Source organism: Pseudomonas sp. MF6767 (assembly GCF_016405475.1).
GTDB lineage: Bacteria > Pseudomonadota > Gammaproteobacteria > Pseudomonadales > Pseudomonadaceae > Aquipseudomonas > Aquipseudomonas paracarnis.
In genome coordinates this window covers 59,236-75,568 of sequence record NZ_JAEKCY010000005.1, presented here as the reverse complement: position 1 = coordinate 75,568, position 16,333 = coordinate 59,236, and the positions used below count along the sequence as shown (strand labels likewise).

Sequence of the window (16,333 nt, the reverse complement as noted above, 5' to 3'; positions counted from 1 at the left end):
ACGTCAGGCGGGACTTATCCTGTTCGCCACCACCTTGATTCTGATCTTGCCCAATTTAACCAAGGTTATTGGGTGACACTTCCAGCTTCCGTGCACACATCGCACCAGGCCTGCAGCTTTTGGCAGCACCTGCCAGGACATTGCGCTTAGCGCTCCTGTTGCAGGGGCTGTCTTTTTACCTGCCGTTTTCCGTTATCGTGTGCGCCCTCACTCTCTCGCAACGGGCCTGTGCCTTGAAACCGATCCTCGCCCTTTTTGCCCTGCTGCTGAGCCTGCCTGCGGCGGCGGCACAGTTGACCATCGAGTTGGACCACACCCACAAAACCTGGGAGACCGCCGAGCTGCTCAAGCATCCCGACGCTCAGACGGTGCAGATCGTTGATGATGTGTCCTACAAGCGCAACATGACCTATCGTGCGGTGCCCCTCGCGGTGCTCTTGCCGGGCCTTAAATCTGCGAACCACCTGCAAGCCGTTGCCCTTGATGGTTTTGCCGCCGAACTTGCCGCCGCGCCGTTGCTGGAAAAAAACGGCGCCCGCGCCTGGCTGGCCGTGGAAGACCCGGCCCATCCATGGCCACCACTGGCACAGGGCAAGCCCAGCGCCGGACCGTTCTATCTGGTCTGGACCAACCCTCAAGCCGGACGTATCAGCCCGGAACAGTGGCCGTTCCAGGTCTCCAGGTTCAAACAGTTGCAGACGGTTGGCGAGCGTTTCCCGGCGTTATTGCCCGACCCTAAGCTGGCGGCGAACGACCCGATCAACCAGGGCTTTGCGTTGTTCCAGAAGAACTGCCTGGCGTGCCATCGCCTCAATGGCGGCGGTGATGCCCAGATGGGGCCGGACCTGAATGTGCCCTACAACCCCACCGAGTATTTCAGCGGCGATTTTCTCAGGCGTTACATCCGCGACCCGCAAAGCCTGAGGCATTGGCCACAGGCGAAGATGCCGGCGTTTACAGCCAGTGTATTGCCAGACAATGAGTTGGACTTGCTGGTGGGGTATTTGCGGCATATGGCGGGCCGCAAGTTGTAGGAGCGAGCTTGCTCGCGAAAACCCTGAGAGCATCGATCGTTCCCACGCTCCGCGTGGGAACGCCTCTTGTGATGCTCTGCGTCACGCTTTGGGACGCGGAGCGTCCTCGGCTGCATTCCCACGCAGAGCGTGGGAACGATCAAAGCTCGCCCCTACCGTTATCGGTCATTGCTGCGGCGCCACGAATACCTTGGCGTGCATCTGCTCATGCCCACCGCCACGGCGCATGCCCCGGACCGGGCAGGCGTCGAGGTAGTCCAGGCCGACGGCCAGCTTCAAGTGCCGCTCCGGCCGCGCCAGTTGGTTGGTCACGTCAAAGCTGTACCAGGCGTCATCCAGCCAGGCTTCGGCCCAGGCATGGCTGGCCAGGTGCGTGCTGTCTTCGGTATACAGATACCCGGACACATACCGCGCAGGGATCCCCAGGCTGCGTGCGCAGGCCAGGAACGCATGGGTGTGGTCCTGGCACACCCCTGCTGCACCTGCAAAGGCCTGGGCGGCGCAGGTATCGACGTCGGTCGCACCGGGGGCGTAGACCATGGTGTGGTTGAGCGCGTGCATCAAGTCGATAAGCGCCGTGCGGTCGCGACGCTGATGGCAGTGTTGCCCGGCAAACCCGCGCAGGGCGTCGTCGGGCTCGGTGAGGCGCGTGGAGCGCAGGAACGGAAAGGCAGACTGACTTTCGTGTTCGGCCTCGCGCAATTCATCGATCTCCACCACGCCCCGGGCGCCAATGATGATGGCGTCATGGGGCTCGTCCAGCGTAAGCACATGCAGGATGTTGCCGAACGGGTCCACCTGCGCCCGCACGGGGCGTGGAAGGTCGAGTTGCCAGCTCAGCACGTGCTGGCGCTCGCTGTCATGAGGGGTCAGGCGCAGGTACTGGATGCTGGCGCGCACCTGGTCTTCGTAGTGGTAGGTAGTGTCGTGGCTGATGGAGAGTCTCATGCCGCCTCCAGGTAGGAACTGTAGATGGCGTCGCCCAACTGGCGGACCAAGGGGATAAAGTCGGTCAGCCAGGCATGCAGGCCTTCCTCGAGGATTTCGTCGATGGCCGTAAAGCGCAGGCGCGCATCCATCTCGGCGGCCAGGCGCTGGGCCGGGCGACCATTGAGGCCTGGCAGGCTCGCGAGGATCTGGTCGATCTCTTCGCTGCAAGCACGCAGCGAACGCGGCACATCCGCGCGTAAGAGCAGCAGTTCGGCCACTTGCCGAGCGCCAGGCGCATCGCGATAAATCTCGGTGTACGCCTCGAACGACGACAGAGCGCGCAGCAACGCACTCCATTGGTAATACGCGTGAGCCGTACCATCGCTGACCGCCGCCGCCTGTTCGCCGGCCATTTCGTAGCGGGCATCCAGCAGGCGCAGGGTGTTATCGGCACGCTCAATAAAAGTGCCCAGGCGGATAAAGCGGAAGGCATCGTTGCGCATGATGGTGCCGTACGTGGCGCCCCGAAACAGATGGGAACGCTCCTTGACCCACTCACAAAACCGGCTCATGCCGTAATGGCTGAGCCCCTGCTGGGCGATATCGCGAATGTCCAGCCAGGTGGCGTTGATGTTTTCCCACATGTCGGCGGTGATCCGCCCACGTACCGCATGGGCGCTGGCCCGCGCCGCACCCAGACAGCTGTAGATGCTCGCCGGGTTGGCCGCGTCCAAGGCAAAAAAGTGCAGCAAGCGTTCAGCGTGCAATGGGCCATGGCGCTCGTGGTAATCGTCCAGAGTGCCGGTGATCAACAGCGGCATGGCCAATTCGTGCAGGCCATCGCCGCGCCCGTCCTGGGGCATCAGCGACAGCGAATAGCTGACATCGAGCATGCGTGCGAGGTTTTCGGCACGCTCCAGGTAACGTGACATCCAGTACAAATCCGAGGCAGTTCTACTCAACATGGCATCAGTCCTCGACCACCCAGGTGTCTTTGGTTCCGCCGCCCTGGGACGAGTTGACCACCAGCGAGCCTTCGCGCAGCGCCACACGGGTCAGGCCACCCGGCACCACGCGGGTGTCCTTGCCGGACAACACGAAGGGGCGCAGGTCGATATGGCGCGGGGCGATGCCGTTTTCGACAAATGTCGGGCAGGTGGACAAGCACAGGGTCGGCTGCGCGATATAGGCGTGTGGCTTGGCCTTGATACGCGCCCGGAACGCTTCGATTTCTGCGGTTGTAGACGCCGGGCCAACCAGCATGCCGTAACCACCGGAGCCCTGGGTTTCCTTGACCACCAGGTCGGGCAGGTTGGCCAGTACGTGGGACAACTCGTCAGGCTTACGGCATTGAAAAGTCGGAACGTTCTGCAGGATCGGCTCTTCATCGAGGTAGAAGCGGATCATCTCGGTGACGAACGGGTAAACCGATTTGTCGTCCGCGACTCCGGTGCCAATGGCGTTGGCAAGCACCACATTGCCGCACCGGTAGGCGGCGAGCAGGCCGGGTACACCGAGCATCGAGTCGGGGTTGAATGCCAAGGGATCTAGAAATGCATCATCGAGGCGACGGTAGATCACATCGACAGCCTTGGGCCCATCGGTGGTGCGCATGAACACACGGTCATCGCGCACGAACAAATCCGCGCCTTCCACCAACTCCACACCCATTTCCCGAGCCAGGAAGGCATGTTCGAAGAACGCGCTATTGAAACGCCCGGGCGTCAGTACCACCACACTGGGGTTATCCAGGGGGCTGGCGCTTTTGAGGGTGTCGAGCAGCAGGTTGGGGTAATGGTCGATGGGCGCGATGCGTTGGGCCGCGAACAACTCGGGGAACAGACGCATCATCATCTTGCGGTCTTCGAGCATGTAGCTGACACCGCTGGGCGTGCGCAGGTTGTCTTCGAGCACGTAGTACGTGCCGTCGCCATCGCGTACGAGGTCCACCCCGGAGATGTGCGAATAGATATCGCGGTGCAAGTCCAGGCCCCGCATTGCCAGTTGGTATTGCTCGTTGGCCAATACCTGCTCGGCGGGGATGATGCCGGCCTTGATGATGCGTTGGTCGTGGTACAGGTCGGTGAGGAACAGGTTCAGCGCCTTGACCCGCTGGATGCAACCGCGTTCGACAACCCGCCATTCACTCGCCGGAATGCTGCGGGGGATGGTATCGAAGGGGATCAGGCGCTCGGTGCCTTGTTCGTCCCCGTAGAGGGTGAAGGTGATGCCGGCGCGGTGGAACAGCAAATCGGCTTCACGCCGGCGCTGGGCCAGCAGTTCGGCAGGGGTGTCGGCCAACCAGCGGGCGAACTCGCGATAATGGGGGCGAACCTGCCCTGCCCCATCGTACATTTCATCGTAATAAGTGCGGATCATGCCGTACTCCTTGTCACCCGGACTCAAGAACCTTCGCAAGGCCCGTGCCAGCGGCATAAACACTTTATAATCAAACAGTTGCATAATCCGAGGGGATTTGCCGCACCGTCCTGGTGCGCGCAATTGCCTGGGCCACGCCGTACGCTCCGTTGCAATGCGGTGTTTGGCTATCAACAGCATAGTCAGAGTTGATTTCACTGCCCGCCTGCACATGCGGATAATCGCCCACATCGGTTGAACAGGACGTGTCCTACAGCCAAACCCTTTGCACATTCAGTAACGTATTGACTCGTGTACTGATGACTCCTCGGTCTTCCCTTTCCGCCACCCCATCCGGGTGGCTTTTTTTTGCGCCTGAAACGGCAGTTTCCGTTGCGACGGTAGCCCAAACAAAATCGGCCGACCCAAAGGTCAGCCGATACGCTGTGCTGCTCATAAATACCAACTACATGGGTAACCCACGCACCTCCTGCTTGACGCCCCATCCTTCGATGATCCCTCCCAGGGGCTCGACCACCGCTTCAAAGTCTTGCTCGAAGTCTCCTATGCCGTCGTAGGTTGCGAACATGATTTTGCTCAGTTCGAGGTACCAGGCGCCATCGTCGCGCGCGCTGACCTGGGCGTTGAGGGACTCCCCACGAAATCGACCCGCAGCCCTGCGCGCCCGTTCCTCATCCGGGAAAATGGCGTAGAACTCGATGGGGTGAAAGCGCGAGAAATCAAAGCCGCCTTCTTTCATGCGGCGCAGTACGTTGGTGCTGATGTCTTCTTGATAGGCTGTGCTCATGAAACGTCCTCCTCACACCGATGGATAGACTTTCCGTGCTTCCTGAAGCCCCGCGCCCTGCTGGCGCGGGCACCACGGCATAACATCACCGCAGGAAAACAAGCATGTAGCTGACAAGACCAGACCTTAGCGATTCATTCGCTGATCTCGATTGCAGAGTAGCGTGAAGCTATCACCGCCACCAGAGGTGCTCGTGTGGCGCGTGAAAAATGTTTAGACGGAGGGAGAAATATCGAGAATCTGGATACTGTTCTGGTCTTTGAGAATCTTGACCGTCGGCTCGGGTTTACGGCCTTCCAGGTCATTGAGATCGAGCTTGGCAGCAATCGGCACCAGCTTCGCACGAATCATATGCGCAGCGTCTTCGAGGCTGGGCTTTTGTTCGCAGGTGAACTGCTGCACGGACGTTTCACCGTGATCATCAACGAAGGTAATTTGCCACGTTTGCATCGGTGCCTCCTCGATAAAACCCATAGGTGGGCTTACAAGTATCTGGACCTTGGCGGCGCGCAAAACGTTCCGCTCAAGCCCGGAGGCACCGGATCAACTGCACTTATTTTTCAGCGTGATCTTTCAAGGCTTTCAAGGTGTTGAACGGCGCGTCCACCACGAACTTGTTGGCCAGCCACGAAGGTACGCTGCCACCTGGTTCGGTGTGTACCTGGTAGGTGACTTCGGTCTGGTTATCGCCCTTTGGCACCAGCTTCCAGAAACCCTCCACCTGGGCGACCCGCACGTAGCCTTTTGCTTCAGGCTTGTAGGTCGGCACGCCTTCCAGTTTGCGCGTGACGGTGCCGTCAGCGGCTTTGGTGGTGGTGACGTGGATGTACGAGTCGCGGTCCGTCACGGGGAACGGGGCCTTGAACTGGGTGTAGGTCCAGGCCTCGTCGCCTTTCTTGTCGACGAGTTTCTGGGATTTGCATTCATGGATCCATGCGCAAGCACCGACCACATCTTCCTGCAGCGCCTGGACCTTGGCCAAAGGCGCCTTGATCACGGTCACGCCGCGATAGGCCTTGTACTTGGAACCGGCAATCTCGCTCAGGGACACCTTGATACCGTCTTCGTCCTTGGCGACTTGCCAATCCTCAGCCTGGGCAGTGGCCGCAAACAACAGCGTAAAACCGCACAGCACAGCCACTCGTTTCAGCGAACCCATCGTTGTATTCCTTATTGTTGAAGTTCCGATAGTAAAGCCCATCAAGCCGCCGTCATCTGCTCCCACCAGCCGATCAGCCGGATGGCATCGGCCTGGTCGTTGCCGCACACCTCAATATCGGCCTTGAAATCACTGCACACGGCGGGCCGCTGCGGTTGACCGAACAACTGGCACAATTGTTCCACCGACAGGTGCACGCAACGGACGCCAGCGGGTTTGCCCTGGGGCATTCCGGGTAGTGGCGAACTAATGGAGGGGGCAATGCAGCAGGCGCCACAGCCTTCACGGCATTTCATGACCAGCAGGTCCTCGACGACTCAATAGGGATGGCCGGGCTAGAGTACGCCCTTAAACAGCCGTTTTAAAATGGGCCAACAGGAGTTTTTCGCACAAAACAAAAATGACCGACCAGTCTGCGACAGATGGTCGGCAACCTGGGTCACCTGTGGACCGAAAGTTTATTGCTTGAATTCGAAATCCAGCGCAGCGCCTTCTACATCACGGCGCTCTTCGTTACGCAGTTGCAGCTTCATCTCATTGCTGAGCAAGCGGCCGTTGATCTGGAACGCACTGTTGTCGGTGGGCTTTTCACCAAACATCGGCGGCAACAGAGGCACGCTCTTGGGCTTGGGCATGGTGCCAATGGGTTGCAAGTGCCTGACCATGTCCGAAGGCAGGGACAGGTCCAACTGTGCCGGTGGCAGTTTGGTCTGGGCGACCTCATGGGCCGACTTGGACTTGCTCGCCACGGGTGCACGCTTTTTGGTCGAAGCGGCTTTTTTTTGCGCGGCAGGGGATTTTTTCGCAGGCGTTGGCTGCTTGGCTGAGGTCTTTTGCTCGGCACCGACAACAGGCTTGCCTTCAGCCACCGGTGCTGCAGCCAGCACGCTACCGGCATTGCACAGGCTCAGCAGACCAAGCATCAACGTAACGCGAAAAATAGAAGTCATATCGCCAACAGCATTAACGGCAGAAGGCCATATGCTCGCTTGTTGTGCGCGGCATGACAAGGGCACAGATCAGTCTTGTCCCCTTTGCTCGCCTCAAAAACCCGCTGCGGCCTCTTGGCACAGCTGGCTGGCAAGCATTCCCAGGGTCATCAACGCCCTCTCCGCCTCGCGGTTCCACGGCGTGCCGCAATTGAGGCGAATACAGTGGTTGAACTGTTCGGTATTACTGAAAATCAGCCCTGGCGCAATGCTGATGCCTTGTTGCAGGGCACGCACATGCAGTTCCTGAGTATTGACCCGCCCCGGCAAACTGACCCACAGGATAAAGCCGCCGGTCGGGCGGGTCATCTGGGTGCCCTCGGGGAAATACTGCTGCACCGCCAATTGGAAGGCGCTGAGGTTCTTGCGGTATTCCTGGCGGATGTAGCGCAAATGACGGTCGTAGCCACCGTTTTCCAGATAGGCCGCGACGCCCATCTGGGTGACGCTGCATGCCGAATGCGTGCTGAACATCTGCAGGCGCTGGATTTCCTGCTGGTATTTACCGGCAATCATCCAGCCAATGCGTACGCCCGGCGACAAGGTCTTGGAAAAGCTTGAGCAATAGATCACCCGGTCGAGGCGGTCGTAGGCCTTGAGAGCTTTGGTGCGGCCGAGTTCGAACATCAACTCGCCGTAAATATCATCTTCGACGATCTGGATATCAAAGTCCGACGCCAGGCGCAGCAACTGTTTCTGCCGCTCCTCTGGCATGGTGCCGCCCAGCGGGTTACTCAAGCGCGTGGTCAGCACCAGCGCCTTGATCGACCATTGGTTGGCGGCCAGTTGCAGGGCTTCCAGGCTCATGCCCGTGGCAGGGTCACTGGGGATCTCGATCACCTTGAGGCCCAGCAAATCAGCCAATTGCAGCAAGCCGTAATAGGTCGGTGATTCAGCCGCGATCAGGTCGCCAGGGCGCGTCAGCACGCGCAACGACATTTGCAAGGCATCGACACAGCCGTGGGTAATCACCACTTCGGAAGGGTCCACTACCACCCCGGCATCGCGCATGCGGATCGCCACCTGGCGCCGCAGGGGTTCAAAGCCAGGGCTGAACATGTAGCTGAACGCCCGTGGGCTCTGGAAACGCGTGACCTTGGCCAATTGCTGATGCAATGCCCGCACCGGCAGGTAGTCGACACTCGGCACCGCCGCCCCCAGGGGAAAAACCCCTTCACGGCGCGACTCGACCAGCACCTGCTGGATGATACTGCTACGGGTGACCAACCCTGGGCGCTCGACCCGTGCGATATCAGGCGTAGGCGCCGTGAGTGCTGGCGTCTGGTGCACGTAGTAGCCCGACTGCGGCCGCGCCCGGATCAGCCCCTGGTCTTCCAGGTTGGCGTAGGCCTGCAGCACCGTGGCATGGCTCACATTGAGCTGGGAACTCATCTTGCGCACCGACGGCACGCGCTCCCCCGGTTGGTAAACACCGCGGCGGATGTCCTCAGCCAGTTGCTGGGCAATACGTTGGTAAAGCAACAGATTGGTCATGACGCAGCACTCGATTTCACGGGCATTTTATTTTTGTGTGAAACATACATACCGGCACAGTTTAGAAGTGTACGGGGACAGTTGCCACAATAGTCGAGCGTGGGCAGGAGTGACAGTAAAAACTGCCGGGGGAGCTGGGGTGGGCATCGCCGAAACGAAATGTGGGAGCGGGCTTGCTTGCGAAGGCGGTGTGTCAGTCAGCACATCCTGTACTGAGCCACCGCATTCGCGAGCAAGCCCGCTCCCACAATTTGGAGCTGCGTCAGCTGTTAGCGCGCAGCGCCCAATTGGCCCTTCTCGTCAGAGAAAACAATTTCCACCCGACGGTTTTGTGCACGACCACGCTCGGAGGCATTGGCTTCCACCGGGTATTGGTCGCCGTAGCCCTCGACTTCGATGCGCTTGTCATCGATGCCCAGGTCCATCAACAGGTCGGCCACCGATTGAGCCCGGTCGCGGGACAGTTTCAGGTTTTCCTGCTCGCCACCGGTGTTGTCGGTGTAGCCCTCGATGCGCACCCGACGCTTGGGGTTCAGTTGCAGGAATTGCACGATCTTGAGCACCGTGCGGTTGGCCGAGTTCTGCAGCTCCGCTTCGCCGGTGTCAAACAGTACGTCGCCCAGGGTCATCACCAGGCCACGGTCGGTCTGGGTAGTGAGGCTGGCGATTTGCGCTTCAACCCACTTGCCCTGCTGTTGCACGCTGGCCAGCTTGTTCTCGCGCAAGGCCAGTTGCAGGCGCTGACGTTCCAACTCCAGTTGGGTGCCGCGCTCGGCATTCAGGCCCTGCTGGGTGTGCTCTCGGGCGATGGCGCTGTAGCGCTGGCTCAGGTAGGCGTAATGCACCACATCGGAGCCGCTGCCCCAGTAGCTGGACAGGCGATCGGCGCGGGCCAAGGACTCTCCGGCGCGGATCACGTCCTTGGGCGCGAAGCGCAGCACGTTGGCGTCTTCCTTGACCTTTTGAAAGTCATCGCCGGCCTGCTGCAACGCCTGCTCACTCGTGGGTTGGCTCGCACAGCCGCCCAAGGCCACGCTGCCCAGCAGCAGTACACAGCTCAGGCCACGGATCATCGGGCTCATTGTGCTTCTCCCAACTGCAGCTGCTTACGCAGGCGAGTGATACGGGTATTGAGCACGTTCAATTGTTCCTGGCTCTTGCCGGTCAGCACTTTGGCTTCGGCCAGGCGTGCGTCCAGCTCAGCCTGCTCGGCGCGCATCCGCGCTCGCTTGTAGGATTGGTCGGCCATGTTGCCCTTGGCCCGGGCGAATTTTTCTTCGGCCAGCTTCAGTTCGGGGGATTCATCGGTGTTGGCCCCGACCGCGGTGGCTTGTTCCAAGGCTTGCTGGGTCAGGCGCATTTGTTCGATCGGCGCAGGATCGGTTGCGCATCCCGCCAGCGCGACAACGGCAAGGGCCGCGAAAAGAGCTCGAAAAATCACTGTAAATCCCTACTTTGTTGGGGTGCCGACAGGTTGTTGCAGTTGCGCTTTCCAACGCTCCAGATTGCGCTGCAGCGCGGCTTGAGCGGCACCGGAGGCGGGCAATTCTGTCATCTTTTTCGTCAGCTGTCCGCGAAGCCAAGGATCATTGCAGGCCGAGTTGTGGGAAATCGCCAGGTACAGGCCAGGCTGATCGACAGGCACTTCATGGGCCACCAGGTCATTACTCATGCCCAGGGTCTGGGCCATGGCCATGCCGGAATAGCGCCCAGCCAGCACGTAGTCCACCTCACCGAGCAACAGTTTCTGGAAAGCCGGCGTCAAATTGGGCAGGCGTTGCAGGTTGAGTTGCTGGCTGGCGAAGGTTTCGAACTCCGCGCTCAAGCGCGCACGCTCCGAGACTGCACCTTTGTGGCCGTGCAAATCGGCGGCGGTGGAATAGACCACGGCCGAATCCTTGCGCGTCCATACCAGGTAGTCGGTCTGCATCAGCGCCGGATGGATGTAGTCGAAGTGGTCCAGTTCACCCAGGTTCAGCGGTGCGTCGGCGAGAATGTCCATGCGCCCGCTGCGTGCTTCATCAAGGGCCAGGGAGCGTTTGCCGCCGTAGAGCAGGTCGATTTTCAGCCCGAGCTCCTTGCCCACTTGTTGCAGCACGTCAGCGGTCGCGCCGATCAGGTGCGTAGGGTCCTGAGGGTCGCGCCAGAGTAAAGGCGGTGCGTCCGGGCTGCCGGTGATCACCAGGCGCTCGCACTTGCCGGCGGCGAGCGTCAGGCTCGGCAGCAGCGTAAGGGCCAGCAGTAAGGCCCAGGGGCGCAGTTCCATGGCAAGACTCTCCCGATCAGTAAAAAAAAACCCGGTCATAAGACCGGGCTCTTTATAAGTGAAGCGGCTGGATTAGACCAGCTTCTCCAATTCAGGTACGGCTTCGAACAAGTCCGCCACCAGGCCATAATCGGCAACCTGGAAGATCGGAGCTTCTTCGTCCTTGTTGATCGCAACGATCACTTTGGAGTCTTTCATACCGGCCAAGTGCTGGATCGCGCCGGAGATACCGACGGCGATGTACAGCTGTGGCGCAACGATCTTGCCGGTCTGGCCGACCTGCATGTCGTTGGGTACGAAACCTGCGTCAACGGCTGCGCGGGAAGCGCCGACCGCAGCGCCCAGCTTGTCGGCCAGGGCGTACAGGTGTTTGAAGTTGTCACCGTTCTGCATGCCACGCCCGCCCGAAACGACGATCTTGGCAGCGGTCAGTTCAGGACGGTCCGACTTGGCCAGCTCTTCGCCGACGAAGCTGGAAGTGCCAGCGTCGTGGGCAGCGGAGACAGCTTCAACGGCAGCCGAGCCACCTTCGGCGGCAACCGGGTCGAAACCGGTGGCACGCACGGTGATGACCTTGACCGAAGCATTGGACTGCACGGTGGCGATGGCGTTACCGGCGTAGATCGGGCGCTTGAAGGTATCGGCGCTTTCTACCGAGATGATCTCGGAGATCTGGTCAACGTCCAGCTGGGCGGCAACGCGTGGCAGGATGTTTTTGCCGTTGGAGGTAGCGGCGGCCAGGATGTGGCTGTAGCCAGCGCCAAGCTCGGCGACCAGCGGTGCAACGTTTTCCGGCAGCTGATGCGCATAAGCGGCATTGTCAGCGTTCAGGATTTTGCTCACGCCTGCGATTTTTGCAGCCGCTTCAGCCACGGCGCCAGCGCCCTGACCAGCAACCAGCACGTGGATGTCCCCACCGATTTTAGCGGCAGCGGCCACGGTGTTCAGGGTGGCCGGGGCCAGTACCTTGTTGTCGTGTTCAGCGATTACCAAGATAGTCATGATTAGATTACCTTCGCTTCGTTTTTCAGTTTCTCGACCAGTTCAGCCACCGACTTGACCTTGATGCCCGCGCTGCGTGCAGCCGGCGCTTCGACTTTGACGGTCTTGTTGGTAGAGGCGGTGGAAACGCCCAAAGCGTCCGGAGTCAGCGTTTCCAGAGGCTTCTTCTTGGCTTTCATGATGTTTGGCAGGGACGCATAACGCGGCTCGTTCAAACGCAGGTCGGTGGTGACGATGGCCGGCAGTTTCAGGGAAACCGTCTGCGCGCCGCCGTCGATTTCACGGGTGACCGCAACGCTGTCGCCGCTCACTTCGACTTTCGAAGCGAAGGTGCCCTGGCCGTAACCGGTCAGTGCAGCCAACATCTGGCCAGTCTGGTTGTTGTCGCTGTCGATGGCTTGTTTGCCCAGGATCACCAGTTGTGGCTGCTCCTTGTCGACAACGGCCTTGAGCAGCTTGGCAACGGCCAGTGAGGTCAGCTCTTCAGCGGACTCCACCAGAATGGCGCGGTCGGCGCCCAGGGCCAAAGCGGTACGCAACTGCTCTTGGGCAGTGGTCGGCCCGATGGACACCACGACGATTTCCGTCGCCACGCCTTTCTCTTTCAGGCGTACGGCTTCTTCCACAGCGATTTCGCAGAAAGGGTTCATCGACATCTTGACGTTAGCAAGGTCGACGCCGGAATTGTCCGCCTTGACGCGAACTTTCACGTTGTAATCGACAACGCGTTTGACAGCTACAAGAACCTTCATGGATTCCTCGTTACTCTCCGGTGAAAAGAAAGTCGCCTAGGCGAACCTGGCGGTTGATGCTCATCGGCACACAAGGGCACCTCCAAAGACCTCGGCAGTGGCCTTGCACACGGGAAATGACGACCGTTCGTCAGTGGTGACTGAGAGGTCATTCTTTATCGCGGCGTGTAAACTGCGCTCCAACGTTTGGGTGCGCATCACCTTTATTGCCTTCAGCCTGTCTTTGGACGTGCTCTTGAAACCTGCAGTCTGCCTACGGGAAGCGCAAAACCGACCGTATCTTGACCGGAACGCCTATTCTGGTCAATACGGCAAAATGGTCAGTCATAAGCCCCGTTGCTTTGATTTATCTAGGCTGCAGGCAATTCAAACAAACGTTTGTATTGGACGCTGTCAGTGGTCTATATATAATGCGCCACCTAGAGAGACAGGTGGGTGCTGCCTTCGCGCAGAACCACACCGAACCTCCACCCATTAGAAAAAAAAGCCTGTTGAGCCTTGAGTAGGAGATAGCCTGTGGAACGCGAATACATGGAATTCGACGTGGTCATCGTCGGCGCTGGCCCGGCTGGCCTGTCTGCCGCCTGCCGACTGAAGCAGAAGGCCGCCGAAGCCGGTAAGGAAATCAGCGTCTGCGTGGTCGAGAAAGGCTCCGAAGTCGGCGCCCATATCCTCTCCGGTGCCGTGTTTGAACCACGTGCCCTGAACGAGCTGTTCCCGGACTGGAAAGCACTCGGCGCCCCGCTCAACACGCCCGTGGTGCGCGATGACATCTATGTACTGCGCAGCCCGGAAGCCTCCACCAAGGTGCCCGACTTCTTTGTGCCCAAGACCATGCACAACGAAGGCAACTACATCATTTCCCTGGGCAACCTGTGCCGCTGGCTGGCCCAGCAGGCCGAGAACCTCGGCGTGGAAATCTACCCAGGCTTCGCCGCCCAGGAAGCGCTGTTCGACGAGAACGGCGTGGTACGCGGCATCATCACCGGCGACCTCGGCGTCGACCGTGAAGGCAAGCCAAAAGACGGCCTGTACACCCCGGGCATGGAGCTGCGTGGCAAGTACACGCTGTTCGCCGAAGGTTGCCGTGGCCACATCGGCAAGCAACTGATCCAGCGCTTCAACCTGGACAGCGACGCCGACGCCCAGCACTACGGCATTGGCCTGAAGGAAATCTGGGAAATCGACCCAGCCAAGCACCAGCCGGGCCTGGTGGTGCACACCGCCGGTTGGCCGCTGGACATCATGGGTAAAGAGAACACCGGTGGCTCGTTCCTTTATCACCTGGAAAACAATCAAGTCGTGGTCGGCCTGATCGTCGACCTGTCCTACAGCAATACCTTCCTGTCGCCGTTCGATGAATTCCAGCGCCTCAAGCACCACCCGGTGCTGGCCCAGTACCTGGAAGGCGGCAAGCGGGTCAGCTACGGCGCCCGCGCGATCTGCAAAGGTGGCCTGAATTCGCTGCCGAAGATGGTCTTCAAGGGCGGCGCGCTGATCGGTTGCGATCTGGGCACCCTGAACTTCGCCAAGATCAAAGGCAGTCACACCGCGATGAAGTCCGGCATGCTCGCCGCCGACGCCGTGGCTGACCGCCTGTTTGCCGAATCCGAGGGCGGTGATGAGCTGACCACATATGTCGACAGCTTCAAAGCCAGCTGGCTGTATGAAGAACTGTTCGCCAGCCGTAATTTCGGCCCGGCCGTGCACAAGTTCGGCGCAATCATCGGCGGCGGTTTCAACTGGCTCGACCAGAACATTTTCGGCGGCAAGATCCCTTTCACCCTGCACGACACCAAGCCGGACTACGCCTGCCTGAAGCTGGCCAAAGACAGCCAGAAGATCGACTACCCCAAACCCGACGGCAAGCTGAGCTTCGACAAACTGAGCTCGGTGTTCATCTCCGGCACCAACCATGAAGAAGAGCAGCCGTGCCACTTGAAGCTCAAAGACCCAAGCATCCCGATCGGCACCAACCTGCCGCTCTACGATGAACCGGCGCAGCGCTACTGCCCGGCAGGCGTGTATGAAGTGGTGACCAAGGAAGACGGCGAGAAACGCTTCCAGATCAACGCCCAGAACTGCGTGCACTGCAAGACCTGTGACATCAAGGACCCCTCGCAGAACATCACCTGGGTGACGCCGGAAGGCGCGGGCGGGCCGACTTACCCGAATATGTAAGTCGTTCGCTTAACCAGAAAAGGCTCCCGAAATGGGTAATGCCAGTCAGTTAAGACAGAATCGGTAACTGTGGCGAGGGAGCTTGCTCCCGCTGGGGCGCGAAGCGGCCCCAAAAATGGGACTGCTACGCAGTCCAGCGGGAGCAAGCTCCCTCGCCACAAGTCACTGGTTGTCTGCTCTAGCTCTTAACTGACTGGCATTACCCGAAATGGGAGCCTTTTTTGTGGGCGACATCGATCAATATGTGGGAGCTGGCTTGCCTGCGATGGCGGTCTTCAGGTGCCAAATGTATAGCTGACCCACCGTTATCGCAGGCAAGCCAGCTCCCACAATAACCTCGTGGTGTCAGGCGGCCCGCTCTTCCCCCGGGTTGCGCAGGAAATAGCGCTTGTACTCCCGACTGAACTGCGACGTGCTCTGGTACCCCACCTTGTGCGCCGCCTGCGCCACGCTCATGCCTTCCACCAGCAGCAACTGCTGGGCCTTCAATAGCCGCAGGCGCTTGAGGTACTGCACCGGCGATAACAAGGTGCAGCGTTTGAAATGCTCATGAAAGGTCGACGCACTCATGTGCGCATACCCGGCCAACGTCTCGATATTCAGCGGCTCGGCGTAATGGGCATGCAGGTGATTCAATGAGGTGGCGATGCGCGAAAACTGCCCCTGTTGTTCCACCAGCGCACGCAGCACATCGGCCTGAGGCCCACGCAAGGCGGTGAACAACAATTCGCGCACCCGCGCAGGCCCCATGATCCGGCTTTCCAGCGGATCGTGCAGGCACTGCAACAACCGCTCGACGCAGCCGCGCATCGTATCGTCCAGCACCACCGAACTCATCGACTCCAAGGTCTGCGCGGTCGGCGGCGGCCCGGCTTGCATGCCCATGGCAATCACCAACTCGCCCAACACCACGCGGTCGATGCCTACCGTCACGCCATACAACGGCGCCTCGGGGGCCATGGCAAAGGTCTCGCATTCGAACGGCACCGGCATCGCCTGGATCAGGTAATGCCCGGCGCCATACTCCAACGTGCGCGGGCCGAGGTAGGCGACCTTGCTGCCCTGGGCCACGAACATCAGGCTTGGCTCATAGATCTGCGGCCCACGCGCCACATCGCAACTGGCGCGCAGCACCTGCACGCCGGGCAGGTGAGTCGGGGAAAAACCGTCGCGGGGCGTGAGCCCTTCGATCAAGGCAACCAGCGTGGCATTGGCGTCCAAATGGCGGGTCAACAGCATGGCAAAAAACTTCGCGAATGAGGGATGACAGCATCATCGCAGGTCTGGCGGCCAATATATCCAAACCTCAGGCACTGCCGGACGAATAGGCATGAGACTCGGAGCAATTGCCATGTTCGCG

Annotated in this window: 17 protein-coding genes; 2 read left to right on the top strand and 15 right to left on the bottom strand. The window is 60.0% G+C overall.

Annotated elements, in window-relative coordinates; translation table 11 throughout:
• Positions 1-233: 233 nt before the first annotated feature.
• On the top strand, positions 234-1,034 hold the full coding sequence (locus JFT58_RS10615; RefSeq protein ID WP_054897218.1) for a c-type cytochrome: 801 nt from the start codon (positions 234-236) through the stop codon (positions 1,032-1,034).
• A gap of 165 nt (positions 1,035-1,199) precedes the next feature.
• Here the strand turns inward: JFT58_RS10615 and JFT58_RS10610 are convergent, their stop codons facing one another.
• The 14 genes from JFT58_RS10610 to JFT58_RS10545 form a co-directional block, all read right to left on the bottom strand.
• Positions 1,200-1,982 carry a transglutaminase family protein gene (locus JFT58_RS10610; RefSeq protein ID WP_054897211.1) on the bottom strand — a complete coding sequence of 261 codons (783 nt, stop codon included), beginning with the start codon at positions 1,980-1,982 and terminating at the stop codon, positions 1,200-1,202.
• The gene (locus JFT58_RS10605) at positions 1,979-2,929 is read right to left on the bottom strand and encodes an alpha-E domain-containing protein (RefSeq protein ID WP_034126756.1); all 951 of its coding nucleotides are present in this window, start codon (positions 2,927-2,929) and stop codon (positions 1,979-1,981) included. Before JFT58_RS10605 ends, JFT58_RS10610 begins: the two co-directional genes overlap by 4 nt.
• A gap of 4 nt (positions 2,930-2,933) precedes the next feature.
• The gene (locus tag JFT58_RS10600) at positions 2,934-4,343 is read right to left on the bottom strand and encodes a circularly permuted type 2 ATP-grasp protein (protein WP_054897219.1); all 1,410 of its coding nucleotides are present in this window, start codon (positions 4,341-4,343) and stop codon (positions 2,934-2,936) included.
• Between the two features lie 445 nt (positions 4,344-4,788).
• Entirely contained in the window at positions 4,789-5,130 is a 342-nt protein-coding gene (locus JFT58_RS10595; protein ID WP_003193463.1) for a ribonuclease E inhibitor RraB, read from the bottom strand.
• Between the two features lie 213 nt (positions 5,131-5,343).
• The gene (locus JFT58_RS10590; RefSeq protein ID WP_054897212.1) at positions 5,344-5,580 is read right to left on the bottom strand and encodes a hypothetical protein; all 237 of its coding nucleotides are present in this window, start codon (positions 5,578-5,580) and stop codon (positions 5,344-5,346) included.
• A 103-nt stretch (positions 5,581-5,683) separates the two neighbouring features.
• On the bottom strand, positions 5,684-6,289 hold the full coding sequence (locus tag JFT58_RS10585) for an START domain-containing protein (protein WP_054897213.1): 606 nt from the start codon (positions 6,287-6,289) through the stop codon (positions 5,684-5,686).
• 41 nt (positions 6,290-6,330) lie between these two features.
• The gene (locus tag JFT58_RS10580; protein WP_034126753.1) at positions 6,331-6,585 is read right to left on the bottom strand and encodes a YkgJ family cysteine cluster protein; all 255 of its coding nucleotides are present in this window, start codon (positions 6,583-6,585) and stop codon (positions 6,331-6,333) included.
• Positions 6,586-6,747: 162 nt separating this feature from the next.
• Positions 6,748-7,239, bottom strand: a complete 492-nt coding sequence (locus JFT58_RS10575) for a hypothetical protein (RefSeq protein ID WP_034126752.1) — start codon at positions 7,237-7,239, stop codon at positions 6,748-6,750.
• A gap of 93 nt (positions 7,240-7,332) precedes the next feature.
• Complete coding sequence (locus JFT58_RS10570) at positions 7,333-8,772, bottom strand: aminotransferase-like domain-containing protein (RefSeq protein WP_003193472.1); 1,440 nt, start codon at positions 8,770-8,772, stop codon at positions 7,333-7,335.
• A 269-nt stretch (positions 8,773-9,041) separates the two neighbouring features.
• Positions 9,042-9,854, bottom strand: a complete 813-nt coding sequence (locus tag JFT58_RS10565) for an OmpA family protein (protein ID WP_034126751.1) — start codon at positions 9,852-9,854, stop codon at positions 9,042-9,044.
• Positions 9,851-10,213: a DUF4398 domain-containing protein gene (locus JFT58_RS10560; RefSeq protein ID WP_003193475.1), complete on the bottom strand. Its 363-nt coding sequence runs from the start codon at positions 10,211-10,213 to the stop codon at positions 9,851-9,853. Before JFT58_RS10560 ends, JFT58_RS10565 begins: the two co-directional genes overlap by 4 nt.
• A gap of 9 nt (positions 10,214-10,222) precedes the next feature.
• Complete coding sequence (locus JFT58_RS10555) at positions 10,223-11,038, bottom strand: substrate-binding periplasmic protein (protein ID WP_054897214.1); 816 nt, start codon at positions 11,036-11,038, stop codon at positions 10,223-10,225.
• A gap of 72 nt (positions 11,039-11,110) precedes the next feature.
• Positions 11,111-12,040, bottom strand: a complete 930-nt coding sequence (locus tag JFT58_RS10550) for an electron transfer flavoprotein subunit alpha/FixB family protein (protein ID WP_054897215.1) — start codon at positions 12,038-12,040, stop codon at positions 11,111-11,113.
• A gap of 2 nt (positions 12,041-12,042) precedes the next feature.
• Entirely contained in the window at positions 12,043-12,792 is a 750-nt protein-coding gene (locus JFT58_RS10545; RefSeq protein ID WP_014719538.1) for an electron transfer flavoprotein subunit beta/FixA family protein, read from the bottom strand.
• A 516-nt stretch (positions 12,793-13,308) separates the two neighbouring features.
• On the opposite strand from JFT58_RS10545, the gene JFT58_RS10540 reads away from it, so the two are divergent.
• Positions 13,309-14,973, top strand: a complete 1,665-nt coding sequence (locus JFT58_RS10540; protein WP_034126749.1) for an electron transfer flavoprotein-ubiquinone oxidoreductase — start codon at positions 13,309-13,311, stop codon at positions 14,971-14,973.
• Between the two features lie 345 nt (positions 14,974-15,318).
• Here JFT58_RS10540 and JFT58_RS10535 read toward each other — a convergent pair whose 3' ends face one another.
• The gene (locus JFT58_RS10535; RefSeq protein ID WP_054922615.1) at positions 15,319-16,212 is read right to left on the bottom strand and encodes an AraC family transcriptional regulator; all 894 of its coding nucleotides are present in this window, start codon (positions 16,210-16,212) and stop codon (positions 15,319-15,321) included.
• Between the last annotated feature and the right edge of the window lie 121 nt (positions 16,213-16,333).

Excerpts from the sequence above, each read along its gene's own strand:
- JFT58_RS10610 (WP_054897211.1), bottom strand. The coding sequence starts at position 1,982 with ATGAGACTCTCCATCAGCCACGACACTACCTACCACTACGAAGACCAG.
- JFT58_RS10605 (WP_034126756.1), bottom strand. The coding sequence starts at position 2,929 with ATGTTGAGTAGAACTGCCTCGGATTTGTACTGGATGTCACGTTACCTG.
- JFT58_RS10600 (WP_054897219.1), bottom strand. The coding sequence starts at position 4,343 with ATGATCCGCACTTATTACGATGAAATGTACGATGGGGCAGGGCAGGTT.
- JFT58_RS10595 (WP_003193463.1), bottom strand. The coding sequence starts at position 5,130 with ATGAGCACAGCCTATCAAGAAGACATCAGCACCAACGTACTGCGCCGC.
- JFT58_RS10590 (WP_054897212.1), bottom strand. The coding sequence starts at position 5,580 with ATGCAAACGTGGCAAATTACCTTCGTTGATGATCACGGTGAAACGTCC.
- JFT58_RS10585 (WP_054897213.1), bottom strand. The coding sequence starts at position 6,289 with ATGGGTTCGCTGAAACGAGTGGCTGTGCTGTGCGGTTTTACGCTGTTG.
- JFT58_RS10580 (WP_034126753.1), bottom strand. The coding sequence starts at position 6,585 with ATGAAATGCCGTGAAGGCTGTGGCGCCTGCTGCATTGCCCCCTCCATT.
- JFT58_RS10575 (WP_034126752.1), bottom strand. The coding sequence starts at position 7,239 with ATGACTTCTATTTTTCGCGTTACGTTGATGCTTGGTCTGCTGAGCCTG.
- JFT58_RS10570 (WP_003193472.1), bottom strand. The coding sequence starts at position 8,772 with ATGACCAATCTGTTGCTTTACCAACGTATTGCCCAGCAACTGGCTGAG.
- JFT58_RS10565 (WP_034126751.1), bottom strand. The coding sequence starts at position 9,854 with ATGAGCCCGATGATCCGTGGCCTGAGCTGTGTACTGCTGCTGGGCAGC.
- JFT58_RS10555 (WP_054897214.1), bottom strand. The coding sequence starts at position 11,038 with ATGGAACTGCGCCCCTGGGCCTTACTGCTGGCCCTTACGCTGCTGCCG.
- JFT58_RS10550 (WP_054897215.1), bottom strand. The coding sequence starts at position 12,040 with ATGACTATCTTGGTAATCGCTGAACACGACAACAAGGTACTGGCCCCG.
- JFT58_RS10545 (WP_014719538.1), bottom strand. The coding sequence starts at position 12,792 with ATGAAGGTTCTTGTAGCTGTCAAACGCGTTGTCGATTACAACGTGAAA.
- JFT58_RS10535 (WP_054922615.1), bottom strand. The coding sequence starts at position 16,212 with ATGCTGTTGACCCGCCATTTGGACGCCAATGCCACGCTGGTTGCCTTG.